General features: G+C 45.4%; 19 protein-coding genes. All 19 read right to left on the bottom strand.

Going from position 1 to position 16,230, the window contains the following annotated elements:
• Nucleotides 1–21 precede the first annotated feature (21 nt).
• The 19 genes from pth to yabA all read right to left on the bottom strand — a co-directional run bounded on the left by pth (nucleotide 22) and on the right by yabA (nucleotide 16,221).
• Nucleotides 22–591, bottom strand: a complete 570-nt coding sequence (pth, locus tag NIE88_RS18460; RefSeq protein WP_253064454.1) for an aminoacyl-tRNA hydrolase — start codon at nucleotides 589–591, stop codon at nucleotides 22–24.
• A gap of 155 nt (nucleotides 592–746) precedes the next feature.
• Entirely contained in the window at nucleotides 747–1,370 is a 624-nt protein-coding gene (locus NIE88_RS18455; protein ID WP_253064453.1) for a 50S ribosomal protein L25/general stress protein Ctc, read from the bottom strand.
• A gap of 94 nt (nucleotides 1,371–1,464) precedes the next feature.
• Nucleotides 1,465–2,415, bottom strand: a complete 951-nt coding sequence (locus NIE88_RS18450; protein ID WP_253064452.1) for a ribose-phosphate diphosphokinase — start codon at nucleotides 2,413–2,415, stop codon at nucleotides 1,465–1,467.
• Between the two features lie 87 nt (nucleotides 2,416–2,502).
• Nucleotides 2,503–3,594 carry a bifunctional UDP-N-acetylglucosamine diphosphorylase/glucosamine-1-phosphate N-acetyltransferase GlmU gene (gene glmU / locus NIE88_RS18445; protein ID WP_253064451.1) on the bottom strand — a complete coding sequence of 364 codons (1,092 nt, stop codon included), beginning with the start codon at nucleotides 3,592–3,594 and terminating at the stop codon, nucleotides 2,503–2,505.
• Nucleotides 3,595–4,041: 447 nt separating this feature from the next.
• Nucleotides 4,042–4,332: a septation regulator SpoVG gene (gene spoVG / locus NIE88_RS18440; protein WP_253064450.1), complete on the bottom strand. Its 291-nt coding sequence runs from the start codon at nucleotides 4,330–4,332 to the stop codon at nucleotides 4,042–4,044.
• A 111-nt stretch (nucleotides 4,333–4,443) separates the two neighbouring features.
• Nucleotides 4,444–5,340 carry a pur operon repressor gene (gene purR / locus NIE88_RS18435; RefSeq protein WP_253064443.1) on the bottom strand — a complete coding sequence of 299 codons (897 nt, stop codon included), beginning with the start codon at nucleotides 5,338–5,340 and terminating at the stop codon, nucleotides 4,444–4,446.
• Between the two features lie 43 nt (nucleotides 5,341–5,383).
• A complete protein-coding gene (gene ispE / locus NIE88_RS18430; RefSeq protein WP_253064504.1) occupies nucleotides 5,384–6,262 on the bottom strand; it encodes a 4-(cytidine 5'-diphospho)-2-C-methyl-D-erythritol kinase in 879 nt (292 codons plus the stop codon).
• Between the two features lie 245 nt (nucleotides 6,263–6,507).
• Nucleotides 6,508–6,699, bottom strand: coding sequence for a small, acid-soluble spore protein, alpha/beta type (locus NIE88_RS18425; RefSeq protein WP_253064441.1), 192 nt, complete (start codon nucleotides 6,697–6,699; stop codon nucleotides 6,508–6,510).
• Nucleotides 6,700–6,918: 219 nt separating this feature from the next.
• Entirely contained in the window at nucleotides 6,919–7,173 is a 255-nt protein-coding gene (locus tag NIE88_RS18420; RefSeq protein ID WP_253064440.1) for a Veg family protein, read from the bottom strand.
• A gap of 164 nt (nucleotides 7,174–7,337) precedes the next feature.
• Entirely contained in the window at nucleotides 7,338–8,201 is an 864-nt protein-coding gene (gene yabG / locus NIE88_RS18415; RefSeq protein ID WP_253064438.1) for a sporulation peptidase YabG, read from the bottom strand.
• Nucleotides 8,202–8,618: 417 nt separating this feature from the next.
• Nucleotides 8,619–9,488 carry a 16S rRNA (adenine(1518)-N(6)/adenine(1519)-N(6))-dimethyltransferase RsmA gene (gene rsmA / locus NIE88_RS18410; RefSeq protein ID WP_253064436.1) on the bottom strand — a complete coding sequence of 290 codons (870 nt, stop codon included), beginning with the start codon at nucleotides 9,486–9,488 and terminating at the stop codon, nucleotides 8,619–8,621.
• A 5-nt stretch (nucleotides 9,489–9,493) separates the two neighbouring features.
• Complete coding sequence (gene rnmV / locus NIE88_RS18405) at nucleotides 9,494–10,045, bottom strand: ribonuclease M5 (RefSeq protein ID WP_253064434.1); 552 nt, start codon at nucleotides 10,043–10,045, stop codon at nucleotides 9,494–9,496.
• 15 nt (nucleotides 10,046–10,060) lie between these two features.
• Nucleotides 10,061–10,837 (bottom strand): TatD family hydrolase, encoded by a 777-nt coding sequence (locus tag NIE88_RS18400; RefSeq protein WP_253064432.1) that lies wholly within the window; start codon nucleotides 10,835–10,837, stop codon nucleotides 10,061–10,063.
• A 100-nt stretch (nucleotides 10,838–10,937) separates the two neighbouring features.
• Nucleotides 10,938–12,983 (bottom strand): methionine--tRNA ligase, encoded by a 2,046-nt coding sequence (gene metG / locus NIE88_RS18395; protein WP_309247056.1) that lies wholly within the window; start codon nucleotides 12,981–12,983, stop codon nucleotides 10,938–10,940.
• Between the two features lie 177 nt (nucleotides 12,984–13,160).
• A complete protein-coding gene (locus NIE88_RS18390; RefSeq protein ID WP_253064429.1) occupies nucleotides 13,161–13,415 on the bottom strand; it encodes a hypothetical protein in 255 nt (84 codons plus the stop codon).
• Between the two features lie 523 nt (nucleotides 13,416–13,938).
• Nucleotides 13,939–14,826: a 16S rRNA (cytidine(1402)-2'-O)-methyltransferase gene (gene rsmI / locus NIE88_RS18385; protein WP_253064428.1), complete on the bottom strand. Its 888-nt coding sequence runs from the start codon at nucleotides 14,824–14,826 to the stop codon at nucleotides 13,939–13,941.
• Nucleotides 14,792–15,079, bottom strand: a complete 288-nt coding sequence (locus tag NIE88_RS18380; RefSeq protein WP_253064426.1) for a GIY-YIG nuclease family protein — start codon at nucleotides 15,077–15,079, stop codon at nucleotides 14,792–14,794. The genes rsmI and NIE88_RS18380 overlap by 35 nt, the downstream gene beginning before the upstream one ends.
• Nucleotides 15,076–15,813 carry a tRNA1(Val) (adenine(37)-N6)-methyltransferase gene (locus NIE88_RS18375; RefSeq protein WP_253064424.1) on the bottom strand — a complete coding sequence of 246 codons (738 nt, stop codon included), beginning with the start codon at nucleotides 15,811–15,813 and terminating at the stop codon, nucleotides 15,076–15,078. Before NIE88_RS18375 ends, NIE88_RS18380 begins: the two co-directional genes overlap by 4 nt.
• A gap of 48 nt (nucleotides 15,814–15,861) precedes the next feature.
• Nucleotides 15,862–16,221, bottom strand: coding sequence for a DNA replication initiation control protein YabA (gene yabA / locus NIE88_RS18370; RefSeq protein ID WP_253064422.1), 360 nt, complete (start codon nucleotides 16,219–16,221; stop codon nucleotides 15,862–15,864).
• Nucleotides 16,222–16,230 lie beyond the last annotated feature (9 nt).

Here is a 16,230-nt window from a genome sequence, read left to right as displayed (position 1 = left end):
TGATTATACCCGCATGGTTTTCTACTTATTCGCATTATACGTATTCATGACCTGTGAAAAAGGCAACGTGAGCCAAGCCTCCGCTGCCAATGCAGCTCGTTCAATCGCCGATGAGATCTGTATCTGTTCATCTCCTGAAAACCCTTGAAGCACATAACGTATCACTGCCTCACGTGAGTGCTGGGGATGCCCGACACCTACTTTTATTCGAGCAAATTCCTGCGAGTTCACATGCTGAATAATTGACTTAATCCCATTATGGCCGCCTGCACTTCCCTTTTGTCTCACGCGAATCTTACCTACCGGGAGATCCATATCGTCGTGAATAACCAGTAAATCATCGACCGGCAGTTTAAAAAAATGAAGCAACGGTCCCACCGCTTCACCTGAAGCATTCATATAGGTAAGCGGCTTCACTAATAAAAGTTCTTCCCCATCGATCGATCCTTTTCCAAACAAAGCATGAAACTTGTTTTTATTTAAGCGGATCCCATGCTGCTGAGCAATCAGGTCAATCACTTCAAAACCTATGTTATGCCGCGTATGGGCATATTCAGAACCGGGATTGCCCAGTCCGACAATGATTTTCACAGTGCTTCCTCACTTTCGATCCGAGATAAGTGTTCAAGCGAAGCTCCTTGCCGAACCATTTACACTAAATCCCTGTAAATCTTTTTACTTTCTAATCTGTATGAAAAAAGGCGTAACGCATTGGTTACGCCTATACATTCATTTAAACGAGCCTTTTATTCAGCTGCATCTTCATCAACAGCTTCAGGCGCATTCGCCGTTTCAGAAGCTGATTCTGGTGCTTCTGCTTCTTGAGCACCATAGGACAGCGTCACAACAACGTCTTCAGGTTCGCCAAGAACGGTATATTTTTTCGAATCTGCAAGGTCGCTCACACGGATTGCATCACCGACGGCCAGTTCTGACACATCGATTTCGATCGCGCTCGGCAGATCATTAGGAAGTGCGCGTACCGTCAGTTCCGACAGCTGGTTGTTCAAGACAACACCGCCGGTTTCAACAGCTTCTGCACCCTTAAGCACTACGGGTACAACAGCATCAATTTCCTCATTTATATTGATTTCAAGAAAATCAATATGGCGAACGTTGCCTTTCAACGGATCGAATTGCAATTCATGAGCCATCACCGTATATTTTTTCTTTCCTTCAATGTCCAAATTAATAATTGCATTTCTTCCTTCGCTGCGGAAGAGCTTGCTTACTGCTCCGGCATCAACTGCAACAGATTCGTTGCCTACTGTCTTTCCATAAACAACAGAAGGAATCTTTCCTTCTTTTCTCAGTTTCTTTGCATACGATTTCTTAAATTCGCTGCGAACAGCCGCACTTAATGTTGCCATGCGTCATTGCACTCCCTTTCAAATAAATCCTTATTAAATTTTTGACGAATCACGTATAATCTAACCCTGTAAGGTACTAAATTCCGATCAATCGTTAATTAAACAGCCGACTGACCGACAATTTTTCGTGAATACGAATAATGGCTTCACCGATCAGCGGTGCGACAGACAACTGCACAATTTTGTCAATTTTCTTCTCTTCAGGCAACGGAATCGTGTTGGTTACAACGAGTTCGCTGATTGCAGACGCTTGAATACGTTCGATTGCGGGACCCGACAAAACAGGGTGTGTACAGCAAGCATACACCTTTTTAGCGCCGCGCTCAACCAAAGCGTTAGCCGCGAGCGTAATCGTACCCGCCGTATCAATAATATCATCGACAATAATACATGTCTTGTCCTGAATATCTCCGATGATGTTCATCACTTCCGCAACATTCGGACGCGGGCGGCGCTTATCAATGATTGCAATCGGTGCTTTCAATCGATCAGCCATTTTGCGTGCACGTGTCACGCCGCCATGATCCGGAGAGACAATAACAATATCCTCAAGCTGCTTGCTCATGAAATATTCCGACAAAGTCGGTACACCGAGAAGCTGGTCGACAGGAATATCAAAGAATCCTTGGATTTGCGGTGCATGCAAATCGAGTGTCAACACACGCGTGGCACCGGCCGTCTCCAAAAGATTAGCGACAAGCTTCGCTGTGATCGGTTCGCGAGCGCGGGCTTTTCGATCCTGTCTTGCATAGCCGTAATAAGGGATAACCAGATTGATTGTTTTTGCAGAGGCACGTTTCAGCGCATCAATCAAGATCAGCAATTCCATTATGTGCTGATTTACCGGATCACTCGTTGATTGAATGACATAAACTTCACTGCCTCGAATGCTTTCTTCAATACTGATTTGGATCTCGCCGTCACTGAATGAAGACACAATACATTTTCCGAGTTTAATACCGATATGCTCTGCAATCTGCTTTGCAAGATCAGGATTGGAATTGAGGCTGAATACTTTCAAATTTGGATCTAAATAGCTGACCATCGAATGGTTCCCTCCAGTTAATGGTTTAACCTGTGCTTTAATGACGATGATTTTGTTTCACCGAATCTTGCGATGCCTCGCCTGTTTTTACATACTTGGCCCGCTCCGTTCTCCAATGTCCGTGTTCTTTACGTCGACAAAACTGCCCACTTTTGTCTGATCATGGATCTTGGACAGCGGACGAATATGCGCAAAAGGTCCAATCTGCACGTTCCTTCCAATCGTACTGTTCTCGAGCACCGACTGATCAATCTGTGCCCCGTCGCCAATTACGCAATCGCGGATTTGCGAATAAGCGCCGATCGTGCAGCCGCTTCCGATTCGTGTCTTTCCGGCAATAACTGTTCCCGGATAAATGACCGTATCCATACCGATTTTGCATTCCGCCGACAGATAGGTTGTATCCGGATCAATCAGCGTCACACCGTCCTGCATCATTGCTCGATTGATGCGTATGCGCATATAGTTCTCTGCAACCGCTAATTGAATGCGGTCATTAACACCGACTGTTTCCTCAAACTGTTCTGTTGCATGTGCAATGACTTTCTCAGAGTTGCGGACAAGCAAACCGATAACATCAGGCAGATAATATTCACCCTGAGCGTTATTGTTTGTCACTTGCTTTAAAAGAGCAAATAATTTACGGTTATCAAAACTGTAAATACCCGTATTAATTTCTTTTACCCTTTTTTCTTCAGGATTCGCATCTTTGTGTTCGACAATTTTCGCAACATTTCCAGATGAATCGCGAATCACGCGACCATAACCCGTCGGATCTTCCAATTCAGCGGTCAGCACAGCCGCCGCTGCCTGATTCTCTTCTTGAATCCGAATTAGCTTCTCAATTGTCTGATGGGTGATCAGCGGAGTGTCTCCGCAAAGGACAACCGTTGTCCCTGCCCGTTCAGCTAAAGGATCCAACGCTTGAAGTACAGCATGTCCCGTCCCAAGCTGCTCTTTCTGCAACAAACATTCAGCTTCATTACCGACCGCCGCTTTCACTTCATTCGCCCCATGTCCGACGATTACATAAATTTTCGCAAAATCGGCCTTCTCAGCCTCATCAATGACATGTCGGATCATCGGTTTGCCGCAAACCTGATGCAGCACTTTATATAGTTTCGATCGCATTCTTGTACCTTTTCCGGCAGCAAGAATGATCGCAAATCGATTTGACATGACGAACCCCCATAGCTTTCGCTGATCCTTAGCGTCCATTTTAGACTATAGCTTAAAAACAACCCTTTTTCAAGATAACGAAGGCGAAATTTACACCACTTCGCCAGAACATGTGCCTTGAATATTCCGATAAAAAAAAGAACCAACTGGTTCTTTTTTTCTAATCGCTCTTCCCTTCAAATCGATCCTATTAATGAACAAGTAATTTGCGTACATTCGCTGCGCTTTTCGCATCATTTCACAGATTTAAATGCATATCATCTTAACGATGATGGTAAAAAAGACCTTTGGCGATTAAATCTTTGACCTGTGAAAGGCACCAAAACCTTGATTCTGTTTTTGCAAAGCCGCATTTTTACATTGTGTCTTTTCTTGAACTTCGATTGAAAGCAAAATTCACTGCTGTTTCACAAAGCAACGAACAACATGAGCCTTTTAACAAGTCAATTAAGAAGCGCCTGCCTGTTCGAATGAAGGATCTCCCTCACATGCATGTTCATATTCACTAAGTATTGCAGACTGTATTTTCTCTCTCGTCCCTGATGTGATGGGGTGGGCAATATCCCTAAACTCCCCGTCGGGTGTCCGTTTGCTGGGCATCGCGACGAATGTACCGTTGTTTCCATCAATCACACGAATATCGTGAACAACGAACTCTTGATCAAGAGTTATTGAGGCGATCGCCCTCATGCGCCCGTCAGTATGCACAAGTCGCAACCTGACATCTGTTATTTCCATTGATAAGACACCACCCTTTTCCCTAATGCGTAACTCGTAATACTAAATACTTGTTTCAACATAAAAAGTGGGAAATCCTGCAAGTGGCAAAAAGAAACAAAAATATTTTTATTATTTGCTCATATACTGCTTGACAGCAGCAGTTTTTGTGGAAATCGGCTGTTCCTTTACCGCAAGGGAAGCACTTTCTGACAGCCATTCGTACACGTTACCGTTTTCAATTGTCAACGTATCCTGTTGCTCAAGTATCGACAGTTTAAGCAACGATACATAATGATCAACCAATTTGGGACGTTCCTCTTTTTTTTCGACAAGAACAGCCATGCCGGCAACTCTTGCACCGAACTCCTCCACTAAATTGATCATGCCTTTCATCGTTCCTCCGGCCTTCATGAAATCATCGACAATTAAAACACGTGCATGTTCTTTCAGACTTCTCCTCGGCAAAACCATTGTCTGTATCCTTTTTGAGGACCCGGAAATATAATTAATGCTTACCGTTGATCCCTCGGTTACTTTACTGCTTCGTCGGACGACAACAACAGGTACGCTGCGCTGCGTAGCTACTGCGTATGCAAGTGGAATGCCTTTTGTTTCCATCGTCATGATTGCGTCCAACTTTTCGTTAATAAAAACAGAAGCGATCAGCCGTCCGATCGCATTGACATAATCCGGCTTGCCGAGAATATCGGTCATATAGAGATAACCACCGGGCAGAATCCGCTCCTTCCGCGTCATCTGTTCCTGCAATCGTTCAAGCAATTGTTCGGCTTCCTCGCAGCCCATGGATGGCATATAACATACTCCGCCCGTAGCCCCCGCCTGCGTCTGCAGCCGTCCGATCTCTTGAGATTCAAAGTTCTCCTTGATAATTGTCAGATCTTCGCTTATTGATGATTTGGCAGATTCATACCGTTCCGAAAAATAGGAAAGCGAAATCACCTGATGAGGATGCCGCAGCAAATATTCTGTCATATCGACAAGTCTGCTGCTTCGCTTAAGTTTCATGATAATCCTCCAAATCCGAATATTTTAAAGCAATTCTACACCATTATTCGTATTCAGACAAGAGGGTAAACGGTTTGCAGAGTCTCACAGCAAATACCTGCGAACAATAACCTCTCATTCCATTCATTAAGCGCAGCATTCGTGATTCATGCTGCGTGAGCGCAAACACGGTCGGTCCACTTCCGCTCATTAATATACCTTCCGCACCAATCGCTTTCATATGATCTTTTATTTTTGCAATATCCGCGACTCTTCTCATGGTTACAGGTTCCAGAGAATTACCGAGCAGCCCGCAGATTGTCTGAAAATCTTCCTTTTCGATCGCTCGAATCATTGCATCAACATCTGGGTGAATGATCGGCTGACTGTCCAAATCTTTATAGATCTGTGCTGTTGATACGGATACATTCGGCTTTACAAGAACAACCCAGCAAGGAGGCAAGGACATCAAAGGCATAATGCGTTCACCTCTTCCAGTAGCGAGCGCTGTTCCTCCCTTAATGCAGAAAGCAACATCTGATCCGATTTTTGCCGAGATTTGCTGCATTTCTTTATAGGACATACCAATATGCCACAGTTTATCCAGGGCACGGATCGTTGCCGCAGCATCCGTGCTTCCGCCAGCGAGTCCTGCAGCAACCGGTATATTTTTTTTAATCATTATCTCTACACCGCGGTGAATATCATAACATTCTTTAATATATTTGGCAGCCTGATAGGCAAAATTCCGTTCATCCTCAGGCACATAGGGTGCTGATGTACGGACTGTAATTCGATTCTCATGCAGATCGCCGCATTCCACCCGATCGGCCAAATCAATTGAGGTCATGACCATTTTGACCTCATGATAACCATCGTTTCGATTCCCAAGTACATCAAGGGAAAGATTAATTTTCGCCGGCGCCTTCTCAAGTATTTTCAAACGATTCCCCCACTTCCAATTAACAAGCTGCATTCGTATACAATTCCATTTCATCAATCCCCACCGAATAACCCTTATCTGCAACGGTCATGGATGACCTTGTGTCCGGACTGGCACGAAACGCAGGTTTCTTTCCCGATCCCGACTACAAGCTGCTCATTTTTTACCCTTTATAGTGTAAAGGAAACGAGCACGAAGAAAAAGGGGGTCCCATCCGTTTCGGACAGAACCCCCTTCTTTCGTGCTCAATCATGGTGCTGTTTATCAACGTCTTCAAGTGACGCTTCAGCTTTTTGAATCGCGAGACGTACCATATTGCCCGCATCGCGGGCCTTGATGCCGCCCCATCCTTCATTTTTGACCGTATCATAAAACCCCAGCTCTTTGGCAAGTTCCTCTTTAAATGATTCAGACATAATGCCTCTGCGTCTGGACATGATCGGCACAACTCCTTTCCATTGGTCGAGCAAAAATTAGGTTGCACTAATTTACTTTCTTCTATTCGCCAAACGTGCTAAAATGAATTTTGACGAAAGGCTTATGAAAAGCATAAACGCGCATCTCCAGTTTTGTCTGTAAATTTCAAACAAAAAGGGTGCGCGTATCCGCTATAACTATAAATGGTCTGTCATTATGGAAATCGAACGAGCAATTCATTACTGGCCGCTCGCCATTTCCTCCAAAAAGGTGAGTTCCACCGAGTCCGTCAACACGTCCGTGTAGCTGTACGATACGCGGTCATACGCGTTCGAATCTTTATCCAGTCTCACGATAAAAACCGACGGATAGGTACCTTCCAAAACACCAATGCGTTGAATCGTTTTGCGTCTGCCGCCGTTTGCCTTCAATGTCAAACGTTCGCCAACGCGTTCGTCTAGAGCGCCTCTGATATCATCAATGGTTTTTCCCATCTCGACAATCCACCTCGCTTAATTATAAGTATACCACAATGGACGTCAAAAAATCAAATAGTATGAATTATATCAAGAAACCATTGTGACTGTCAATAAATTTCTCACAAAGAACAGGCGTTATTTTCTCTTAAAATTCGACTGAATCTCCGAATGCATTCCATTTATTCTGAAGGATAAGGCAGACCCGTGCGAAGCATCCCTCGACTCTCCACCCCGCCTAAGCCGCCTGCGCCGGTCAGCGTGTTTCTAAGCACTTCCCACACATTGACGCTATCCATAAAGGAGGTAAAACTGATCCTTGCGGCAAGATAGACCGGGTCAAGCGCATGAATATTTACGCGATCCGGCGAACTGGCAAAATTCGATCCGGCTCGAATCAAATATTCAAAATTAGATTGGCAGGCCCCGGAAAAAATAATCATTTGATCCAGGCTGGGCCAGTGATAGCGGACCTCTTTGACCGTTCGGATAAAATACCCCGAATTGCGATAAGCCTTAATCTCATCCGGCATTCCTTTATTTTTCATAAATGCATCATGCCCGGTCAGCACAAGAATATCCGGGCGGATCTGTGCCACCAGCTTTGGAGCAAGATCAGGCATTTCTGATTCCTGCATATATTTTCCGATTACAGGTACATGCAGTTTTTCATAAAAAGTAAGGCATTTTTTTAAATAATATGGATCTCCGTCGATGTGAAGCACACGTCCGGGCATTTCAAAATACGAAGCACCTTCCCGATAGCCATTTGTTGCCGTGTAGCCTCTTTTTAATTTCATTTGCTTATAGTCCTGTCTGAAAAGTTTGTAGGATTCCGCTTCCTTCGAACTCGTCGCTTTTTCATACTCTTCCCGTTCATCTTTAGTCACCAGAACCAAATCATCAAGCGGCGCGTCTGCATACAAACGCAAGTCATGGCCGTTGAGCTCGGCGCTTTTTGTCTCTTCATGAATGGCCACCACACGAAACGGAAGATCGCAATGGTATGAAGTTCGCGCCACGAGATCTCCTACTTGAACCGTCATGTTCCATTCCCTCTTTCCAGCCAGCACATCCTGATCCGTAAAGAAAAACTTGGCAAGACCAAGCCTTAGCTTTTCTTATACTAGGCATCCGCTAATCCCCTATTCTTCATACTTTCCTTTTGTACAAAAAATCAGAGTCATCCTTTCCAATCTATGATCGTACCGAAATGAATATTCATGGGAAACAACACAATCATTGAGTAGACACATCGTTCCTTTTTCAGGCAGCCGGATTTAGCTTTTTAGGGCATGAAAAATGGGCATTCCTCGTGAAAGAGAGCGCCCATTTTATACAATAAGAAACATGACCCATTTGAGACTCATCGGACATTTGGCCATCCATAACCATTGTGACAGCGCCTCGCATTCCTTATGCAAGGACTTGGCGAAGCCATCTTTTCTAATAAATGATTGTTTTTACTTACTACCAAGTGCGTCGCTCAATCGAGCGAATTCTTCGATGGACAACGTCTCGCCACGACGGCTGGGATCAATCCCTACTTTTTCCAACACCGTTAGCAAGTATTCCTTTTGGTCCTTGTCATACAAATTGTTGATGAGGTTGTTCATTAAGGTCTTCCGCCGCTGGGCAAAACTTGCGCGAACAAGTTTGAAAAAGAACGCTTCGTCGGCAACTTGCACTTTTTTTTCAGGACGCACATCGAGACGGATCACAGCAGAATCCACATTCGGCTGCGGGACAAATACCGTCTTCGGAACCGTCATCACAATCTTCGCCTCGGCAATATACTGAACGGCGATGGACAGTGATCCGTAACTTTTCTCGCCTGGTACAGCTTGCAGCCGGCTCGCGACTTCCTTTTGAATCATCACAACAATTGTATTGATTGGAAGAACGTCGGTCAGCAATTTCATCAAAATCGGAGTGGTCACGTAATACGGCAGGTTAGCAACCACCGTCACCGCAACATCAGGAGGAAATTCCTCACTAATTAGTTGATGAAGATCCAATTTCAGCACGTCACCAAAACGAACGGACACATTTTCAAAATGATGCAGTGTATCCTTCAACACCACTTCCAGTCTGTGATCGATTTCCACAGCGAGCACTTTCTTTGCCCGACTTGCGAGCACTTGAGTCAGTGCACCCGCTCCGGGTCCGATCTCTAGGACATAGCTTTCTTCCTCAATATCGGCTGCCGAAGCGATGTTATTCAGGATGTTTTCGTCAATAAGGAAGTTCTGTCCAAGACTCTTTTTTAACGTGAATTGGTGTCTGCGAATGACATCCTGCATGGTCTTCGGTGACGATACTCTTTTGTTCATGACGTTCACTCCTTCGATCGGATAACATCAAGCGCCTGCCTCAGATCGCTTTCAGCAATTTGAAACATACGCAGTCGTTTATATAATTGTTTCCCATTGGCGTAGCCGATATTAAGCAAATCGCAAAGCTGTTCCCGAAGTGACCGTGACGTTTTGCTGCCAAGCAGTCCCAGATTTCTTAACGTCTGCACGCTGATCCTCTCCTCCGGTTCCTCAAATTGCGTGTAGACCTTTTCGAGCGACCGCAGAATGGTGCGTGGTGAGGCATGCTCAATTCCAAGGCTTTCATTGACGCCCCCCTGCCCTTCGGCACGCGTGATAAACGCATGCTTGCACCCGGGGACGGCGCGGCTGACGATCTTTCGAATTCGTTCGCCGGGGTAATCGGGATCGGTAAATATTATCACGCCACGGCGGGCCTGTGCATTTTGTATGGCACGGAGGGTCCGCTTACTGACACGTGATCCGTTGGTTTCAATCGTATCAGCATCGAGCGCACGATGAATCGCTTCCGTATCGCTCCTGCCTTCAACGACAATTATTTCTTTAACAATCATAAGATTTCTCCCTGCTCAGCCATTTTCATGAATTCGGAAACAACGCCGTGCATTTTCCGTTGTTACCCTTGCTGCCTCTTCAAGAGACAGTCCTTTAAGTTCTGCGATTTTTTCGGCAACTAGACGCACACGCGCCGGTTCATTACGTTTGCCTCGGAACGGATGCGGACTGAGAAACGGACAATCCGTTTCAACCAGCAAACGGTCAAGCGGCACTTGGGCAGCCGTGTCACGCTGAAGCTGTGCGTTTTTAAAAGTGATCGGACCGCCAAAGCTAATATAAAAATTCAAATCAATGAATTTCTGTGCCCATTTCCAATTGTCACTGTAGCAATGCATGACGCCGCCGATTGATTCCGCATGCTCTTCTTTAAGAATACGCCATGTGTCCTCGGTTGCTTCGCGATTGTGAATAACCAGAGGAAGATCTGCCTCTTTCGCCAAGCGGATCTGCCTGCGAAATACCTCATGCTGCACCGGCTTCGGCGATTTATCCCAGTGATAGTCCAACCCGATTTCGCCAAGCGCAACTATTCCGGGATGAGACAGTTCGCGTTTGATCAGTTGAAAATCGTCTTCAGTCATATCAATCGCATCTTCAGGATTCCAACCGATCGCGCCATAAATATATTTATGCTGATCAATGATCGGAAAGACGCGTGCGATGCTCACACGATCAACGCCGACTACAACCATCCGCCTGACGTCCGTTTCTTCAGCACGGCTGAGTACCTCAGAAAAATCTGTATCAAATGCCTCGTCATTAATATGGGTATGTGTATCAAAAAGCATCGTGCTCCCCCCAACTTTTCACCATCGTCGTGAAGCAAAAAGGCGGGATTTGCGCGCAAACCCGCTCATCTCCCGCCTTCCTATTTCACGTATCGCTAAATCAGCGAATTTTTGTGCCGTTCGGCAGTGGTCCTGAAACCGTTGCTACCTTTAACGTGCCGTTTGCATCACCCGCTAAAAGCATGCCTTGTGAAAGCTCACCTCTCAGTTTTACCGGCTTCAGGTTAGCAATCACAATGATTTTCATACCGACCAATTCTTCAGGCTTATAGAATTCAGCGATGCCAGAAACGACCTGCCGCTTCTCATAGCCGAGATCAAGCTGGAGCTTAAGCAGCTTATCAGCGCCTTTAACTTTATCAACCTGCAGCACTTCGGCAACACGCAAATCGATTTTCTGGAAATCATCCAAATGAACTTGCACCGGTGCTTCGACAACTGCTTTCGATTTCTTTTCTTTATTGCCGTTCGGCTTCGTGCCCGATGCGCCGCGCATTTGTGACTTTATATAGGCGATCTCTTCCTTAATCTCAAGGCGCGGGAAAATCGGTTGCTCTTTATGCACCGTCCATTGCCCCCTATTGACGCCCCAATCACTAATTGAATCCCAAGCCTGATCCGGTTGCTCGCCTATGCCAAGCTGACGGAACATCTTTGACGGAGTGGATGTGAAGAACGGCTGAATCATGATTGCCACACTGCGAATTGTATTGACTAAATGAGCCATGACTGAAGCAAGCTCGTCCTTCTTCGCTTCATCCCTTGCCAGCACCCATGGCTGCGTATCATCAATATATTTGTTGCTCTGCCCGACGAGCTTCCAAATAGCCGACAACGCTACGGAAAACTGTAGATTCTCCATCTGCTCTTCAACGACAGTTACAGCTTCTTTAAGCGCCGTTTCAAGTCCTCCGTCAAAAGCGGTCGCCTGACCCGCATACGCCGGCACTTTGCCATCAAAATATTGCTGGCACATTGCGACTGTGCGATTCAGCAAATTGCCTAAATCATTTGCCAAGTCAAAGTTAATCCGTTCCACAAACGCTTCAGGGGTAAACAAACCGTCTGATCCAAACGGCACTTCGCGCAACAGATAATAACGCAGCGCATCCAGACCATACCTGTCAATCAATGGTTCCGGATCGACAACATTACCTTTTGATTTGGACATTTTGCCGTCCTTCATCAGCAGCCAGCCGTGGCCGAACACTTTTTTCGGCAGTGGAAGTCCAAGTGCCATCAGCATGATCGGCCAATAAATGGTATGGAAACGAACAATCTCCTTACCCACCAGATGTACATCTGCCGGCCAGAATTTCTTGTAATTCGTGTTATCCTCCGTGCTATATCCGAGAGCCGTAATATAGTTGGTCAGTGCATCGAGCCATACATAAACCACATGCTTCGGATTATTCGGTACTTGAATCCCCCATGAGAAAGAAGTTCTTGACACTGCAAGATCCTCCAGCCCCGGCTTAATAAAGTTGTTGATCATTTCATTTTTACGTGATTCCGGCTGAATAAAATCCGGATGCTCTTCATAGTATTTTAGCAGGCGATCCGCATATTTGCTCATCTTGAAGAAATAGCATTCCTCTTTAACTTTTTCAACGGGGTGACCGCTGTCCGGACTTTTTCCTCCGATCACTTCGCCCTTTTCGTTCTTTTCAATGTCAACGAGCTGCGATTCCGTATAATACGTTTCATCCGGAATACTGTACCAGCCTTCGTATTCACCAAGATAAATATCGCCCTGGCGTTCCAGTTGAGCAAAAATTTTCTGAACAACCTTTGTATGACGTCCCTGTGTCGTACGAATGAAATCATTATAAGAAATATCCAGCTTTTTCCATAGCTGTTTAATCTGAGCGACCATGCCGTCAACATAGTCAATTGGCGAAACACCTTTGGCTTTCGCTTTTTCCTCAATTTTCTGTCCATGTTCATCCGTTCCTGTCAGGAACATGACATCATAACCGCGCAGCCGTTTGTAACGGCACATCGCGTCTCCGGCCACTGTCGTATAGGCATGGCCAATATGTAGTCTACCACTTGGATAGTATATAGGCGTTGTCAGATAAAAAGATTTGCGTTCTTCAGTCATAAATCCGTGCAGCCTCCTTGTTTCTTGCTGTTTCCAAAAGATCCCTGTCTTTAAAAACTATACGTTTCGCCGGATTGAATGTCAAGAAAGCAAAAAGCGCGAAACCGCCGAATGAAAACGCATGATTGCTCCTTTTAAAACCAATCATTTCCATGAATAAATCTGCTTATTCAAAAATTACCTTTGTGAAGGTGTGAAAAACTCAATTTTCCTTCTCATTCAAAGCTGTTTAGCGGCATAGTACTTGTCGAACGCATTGGAAATACACGTAAACAGTTCTTCATTATCTTCTCGCTCCCAATCGCTAATCTCAAACAAGTCGATCACTTGCTTTTTCGTAATCACTGTCGACTCGGAAAACAAGTGCTGCAGGCAATAAGCAAAGCCTCCATCACTAGAGGCAAACGAATCATGTTCGACCATTGCTTGAAACTCAGGCGTGAGCTTCCAAATTCCACCTGCAAACCAAGCCACTCCTGACGCACAGGAAACGGGTTGCACTCCGGGTATACTCGAAACGTTAATGTTCAGGTTCCAATAATTTTCATGCCTGTTGATAACAAATCTTTTGATCAGTTTTTTTTGCATCCCGTTAAATAAGCGCATTTAATTTTTAACATGATCGTTTTCGTCCACATAAAAATTCAAACCATATTCATGATCAAAAATGAGCAGCAAGGCTTCGTCTTCTTCCGTTAAAAACACCTATAGCTCTGGCCGCCCCCGTCATCCCCAGTGGGACTCCTCATACTTTCCAAAGCTATCCTTCTCACGTATAAAGTAGTCATAATAAAGAGTCAATTTTTTGAGATAGCCGCATTCATTGCTAAGCGTCTTCTTAATTCTTTTAAAGAATGCAGCGCCTCAATAATTTTTTGTGCAGATTTCATTTAATCGTTCCTCAACTGGTACAAGTATGTTTGGTTAAATTTAAATTCAGAGATCAAAATATTTTGAATTCTCGTTTTATAAAACTAGTAAATGCTTGCTTTTTTACCTATTTTTCAATTTGATGATAGATCCGATAAATGTCGCGTTTCGGTTGTGCACGATCCAACGCTACCTGCTTAATTGCCTCTTTGACGCTCAACTGTTTCTCGCAAATATAATGATCGACATGTTCTTGTACAGCGAGGCTTGACCACCATAAAGTTTGTTCATGCGCTTCTGATTCGCTGCTCCCCTCAACGATCAGGCAAAACTCACCCCTTGGCACTTCCCCATTACTCAAAAAATCGAGCACATCGCTGATTGTCCCACGTACAATCGTTTCATAGCGTTTCGTCAATTCACGAGACAGCGCAATGTGGCGATTGCCAAGAGTTCCAAGAAGATCCTTCAAGGTGTCCTTGACACGAAAGGGCGACTCATAAAAAATGATCGTGTATGGAAACGTGCCCAGTGCTTGAAGTGCTTGACTGCGCTCTTTTTTTACCCTCGAAAGAAAACCATAGAACAGAAAATGATCAGTTGACAGGCCCGACGCGATTAATCCGCTAATTGCCGCATTCGCTCCGGGAAGAGGCACGACCGGAATTTCATGTGCAATGCAGGCTGCTGCAAGATCTGCTCCCGGATCGGAAATACCGGGCGTTCCGGCATCAGTAACCAGCGCTACATTTTTCCCGCCTTCCAGTTCGGCGATGAGCTTTGCACCGCTTGTTTTCTTGTTATGCTCATGATAACTGAAGAGCGGCGCGTGAATATCGAAATGCGAGCACAGCTTCATCGTGTGCCGGGTATCCTCTGCTGCGAGAACATCAACGTTTTTCAGCACATTAAGTGCCCGATACGTAATATCATCCAGATTGCCGATTGGCGTCGGAACGAGAAACAGACTCCCCTTTCCTTCATGATCGCCTTGAAAACTGCGCTGCTCCCACATCTGTTCCGCTCCTTTGAATTAATGCCTGTTTTTCCTGTCTTGTCAAACGCTTAATCGCCCATTCGCGCCGCATCGCCGCAGACTTGTCTTTAAGTTCTTCTTGATAAACGACACGCATTGGCTTATGGCTGCGTGTGTATTTCGCGCCTTTTCCACTGCGATGAAGCGCGAACCGTTTCGCAACGTCAGCCGCGTAACCCGTATAAAGACTGCCATCCGCGCATTCTAAAATGTAGACACTGTAGTGACTCATGAGTGCGGCCACACATCCTCCGTGTAGCTGCCGTCCGAATGACACACAACAATCGGTGCAAGTACAGAAAGTCCCGGCTTCCCGCCTTTCGTTCCTTCAACCAGCACCATATTTGCCGGTTTATGCCGATGGGGATGTACGAAGCGCATTCTTTTCGGTTCTATGCCTTCAGCACGCATCCCTGCCAAAATATCGGCCAATCGCTCCGGACGATGCACGAGTGCGAGCTTTCCGCCCGGTTTCAACAAACGTGCACTCACTGACAGCACATCTGCAAGTGTAATCAACAGCTCATGTCGGGCAATGGCCAAATGCCTGTTCCGCTTCATGTCGCGCGCTTCATCGATTGTAAAATAAGGTGGGTTGCAGGTCACGACATCACAGGTGCCCCGACCGATTTTTTCATCGATGCGTTTAGCGTCTGCGCATAAAAAATCAACGCGTTGCTCCAAATGGTTCAGCACGGCGCCTCGTTTTGCCAGCGCACATACTTCAGGCTGAATTTCGACACCGGTGAGTCGCCCCTTTGTTCGCCTGGATAACAAGAAAGCAATAACGCCATTACCGGCGCATAAATCAACCAGCCTGCCCTTTTGAATCGGCACATAGACAAATCGAGCCAATAGAACAGAATCCAATGAAAATGGGAAAAGATCACTGGATTGAATAATTTTCAGATCGGTATCGAAAAGATAATCGATTCGCTCGTTACTATTTATTTTCTGCTCACTCATTTACCTTCACCCAAACAATGCGTTCCGATTGCCCACCTAAATCAGCAATCATTTTTTATTCAAAAACGAAAGACAAAATAAGCAGTCGCCGTCTTTGCGGACACTACCGTAATGCAGATTGCATATATGAAAGCCCTCTTTATAGAGTCTCGCCAAGTTGTCATAGCCCTCGCCGACATCCGGCTCGGAGACGACCCCCGATTTCGGAGCAGTTTTGCTTTCCAAACCGTGAGTACGCTTTCCGGCATCATCAATGCGTTTTCTCAGATTCTCATTTTCTAGAGTGAGATTCTGATTTTCTTCGATCAATGCCGCAAGCTGCGCTTTCAAATTGCCGAAATCCACATAAATTTGTCCCAGTTTCTCCTCTAAATGACTGACTTGTGAGAAAATGTCCTTCTTCTCCAAGTTCATCCA

Origin of the sequence: Sporolactobacillus shoreicorticis (assembly GCF_024125445.1) — a bacterium.
GTDB classification, from domain to species: domain Bacteria; phylum Bacillota; class Bacilli; order Bacillales; family Sporolactobacillaceae; genus Sporolactobacillus; species Sporolactobacillus shoreicorticis.
This window is presented reverse-complemented; position numbering and strand designations above follow the sequence as displayed.

Bases quoted from the DNA above. Each gene is read 5' to 3' on its own strand.
- NIE88_RS18455 (WP_253064453.1), bottom strand. From the start codon at position 1,370: ATGGCAACATTAAGTGCGGCTGTTCGCAGCGAATTTAAGAAATCGTAT.
- NIE88_RS18450 (WP_253064452.1), bottom strand. From the start codon at position 2,415: ATGGTCAGCTATTTAGATCCAAATTTGAAAGTATTCAGCCTCAATTCC.
- glmU (WP_253064451.1), bottom strand. From the start codon at position 3,594: ATGTCAAATCGATTTGCGATCATTCTTGCTGCCGGAAAAGGTACAAGA.
- spoVG (WP_253064450.1), bottom strand. From the start codon at position 4,332: ATGGAAATAACAGATGTCAGGTTGCGACTTGTGCATACTGACGGGCGC.
- purR (WP_253064443.1), bottom strand. From the start codon at position 5,340: ATGAAACTTAAGCGAAGCAGCAGACTTGTCGATATGACAGAATATTTG.
- NIE88_RS18425 (WP_253064441.1), bottom strand. From the start codon at position 6,699: ATGTCCAGACGCAGAGGCATTATGTCTGAATCATTTAAAGAGGAACTT.
- NIE88_RS18420 (WP_253064440.1), bottom strand. From the start codon at position 7,173: ATGGGAAAAACCATTGATGATATCAGAGGCGCTCTAGACGAACGCGTT.
- yabG (WP_253064438.1), bottom strand. From the start codon at position 8,201: ATGACGGTTCAAGTAGGAGATCTCGTGGCGCGAACTTCATACCATTGC.
- rsmA (WP_253064436.1), bottom strand. From the start codon at position 9,488: ATGAACAAAAGAGTATCGTCACCGAAGACCATGCAGGATGTCATTCGC.
- rnmV (WP_253064434.1), bottom strand. From the start codon at position 10,045: ATGATTGTTAAAGAAATAATTGTCGTTGAAGGCAGGAGCGATACGGAA.
- NIE88_RS18400 (WP_253064432.1), bottom strand. From the start codon at position 10,837: ATGCTTTTTGATACACATACCCATATTAATGACGAGGCATTTGATACA.
- rsmI (WP_253064428.1), bottom strand. From the start codon at position 14,826: ATGTGGGAGCAGCGCAGTTTTCAAGGCGATCATGAAGGAAAGGGGAGT.
- NIE88_RS18380 (WP_253064426.1), bottom strand. From the start codon at position 15,079: ATGAGTCACTACAGTGTCTACATTTTAGAATGCGCGGATGGCAGTCTT.
- NIE88_RS18375 (WP_253064424.1), bottom strand. From the start codon at position 15,813: ATGAGTGAGCAGAAAATAAATAGTAACGAGCGAATCGATTATCTTTTC.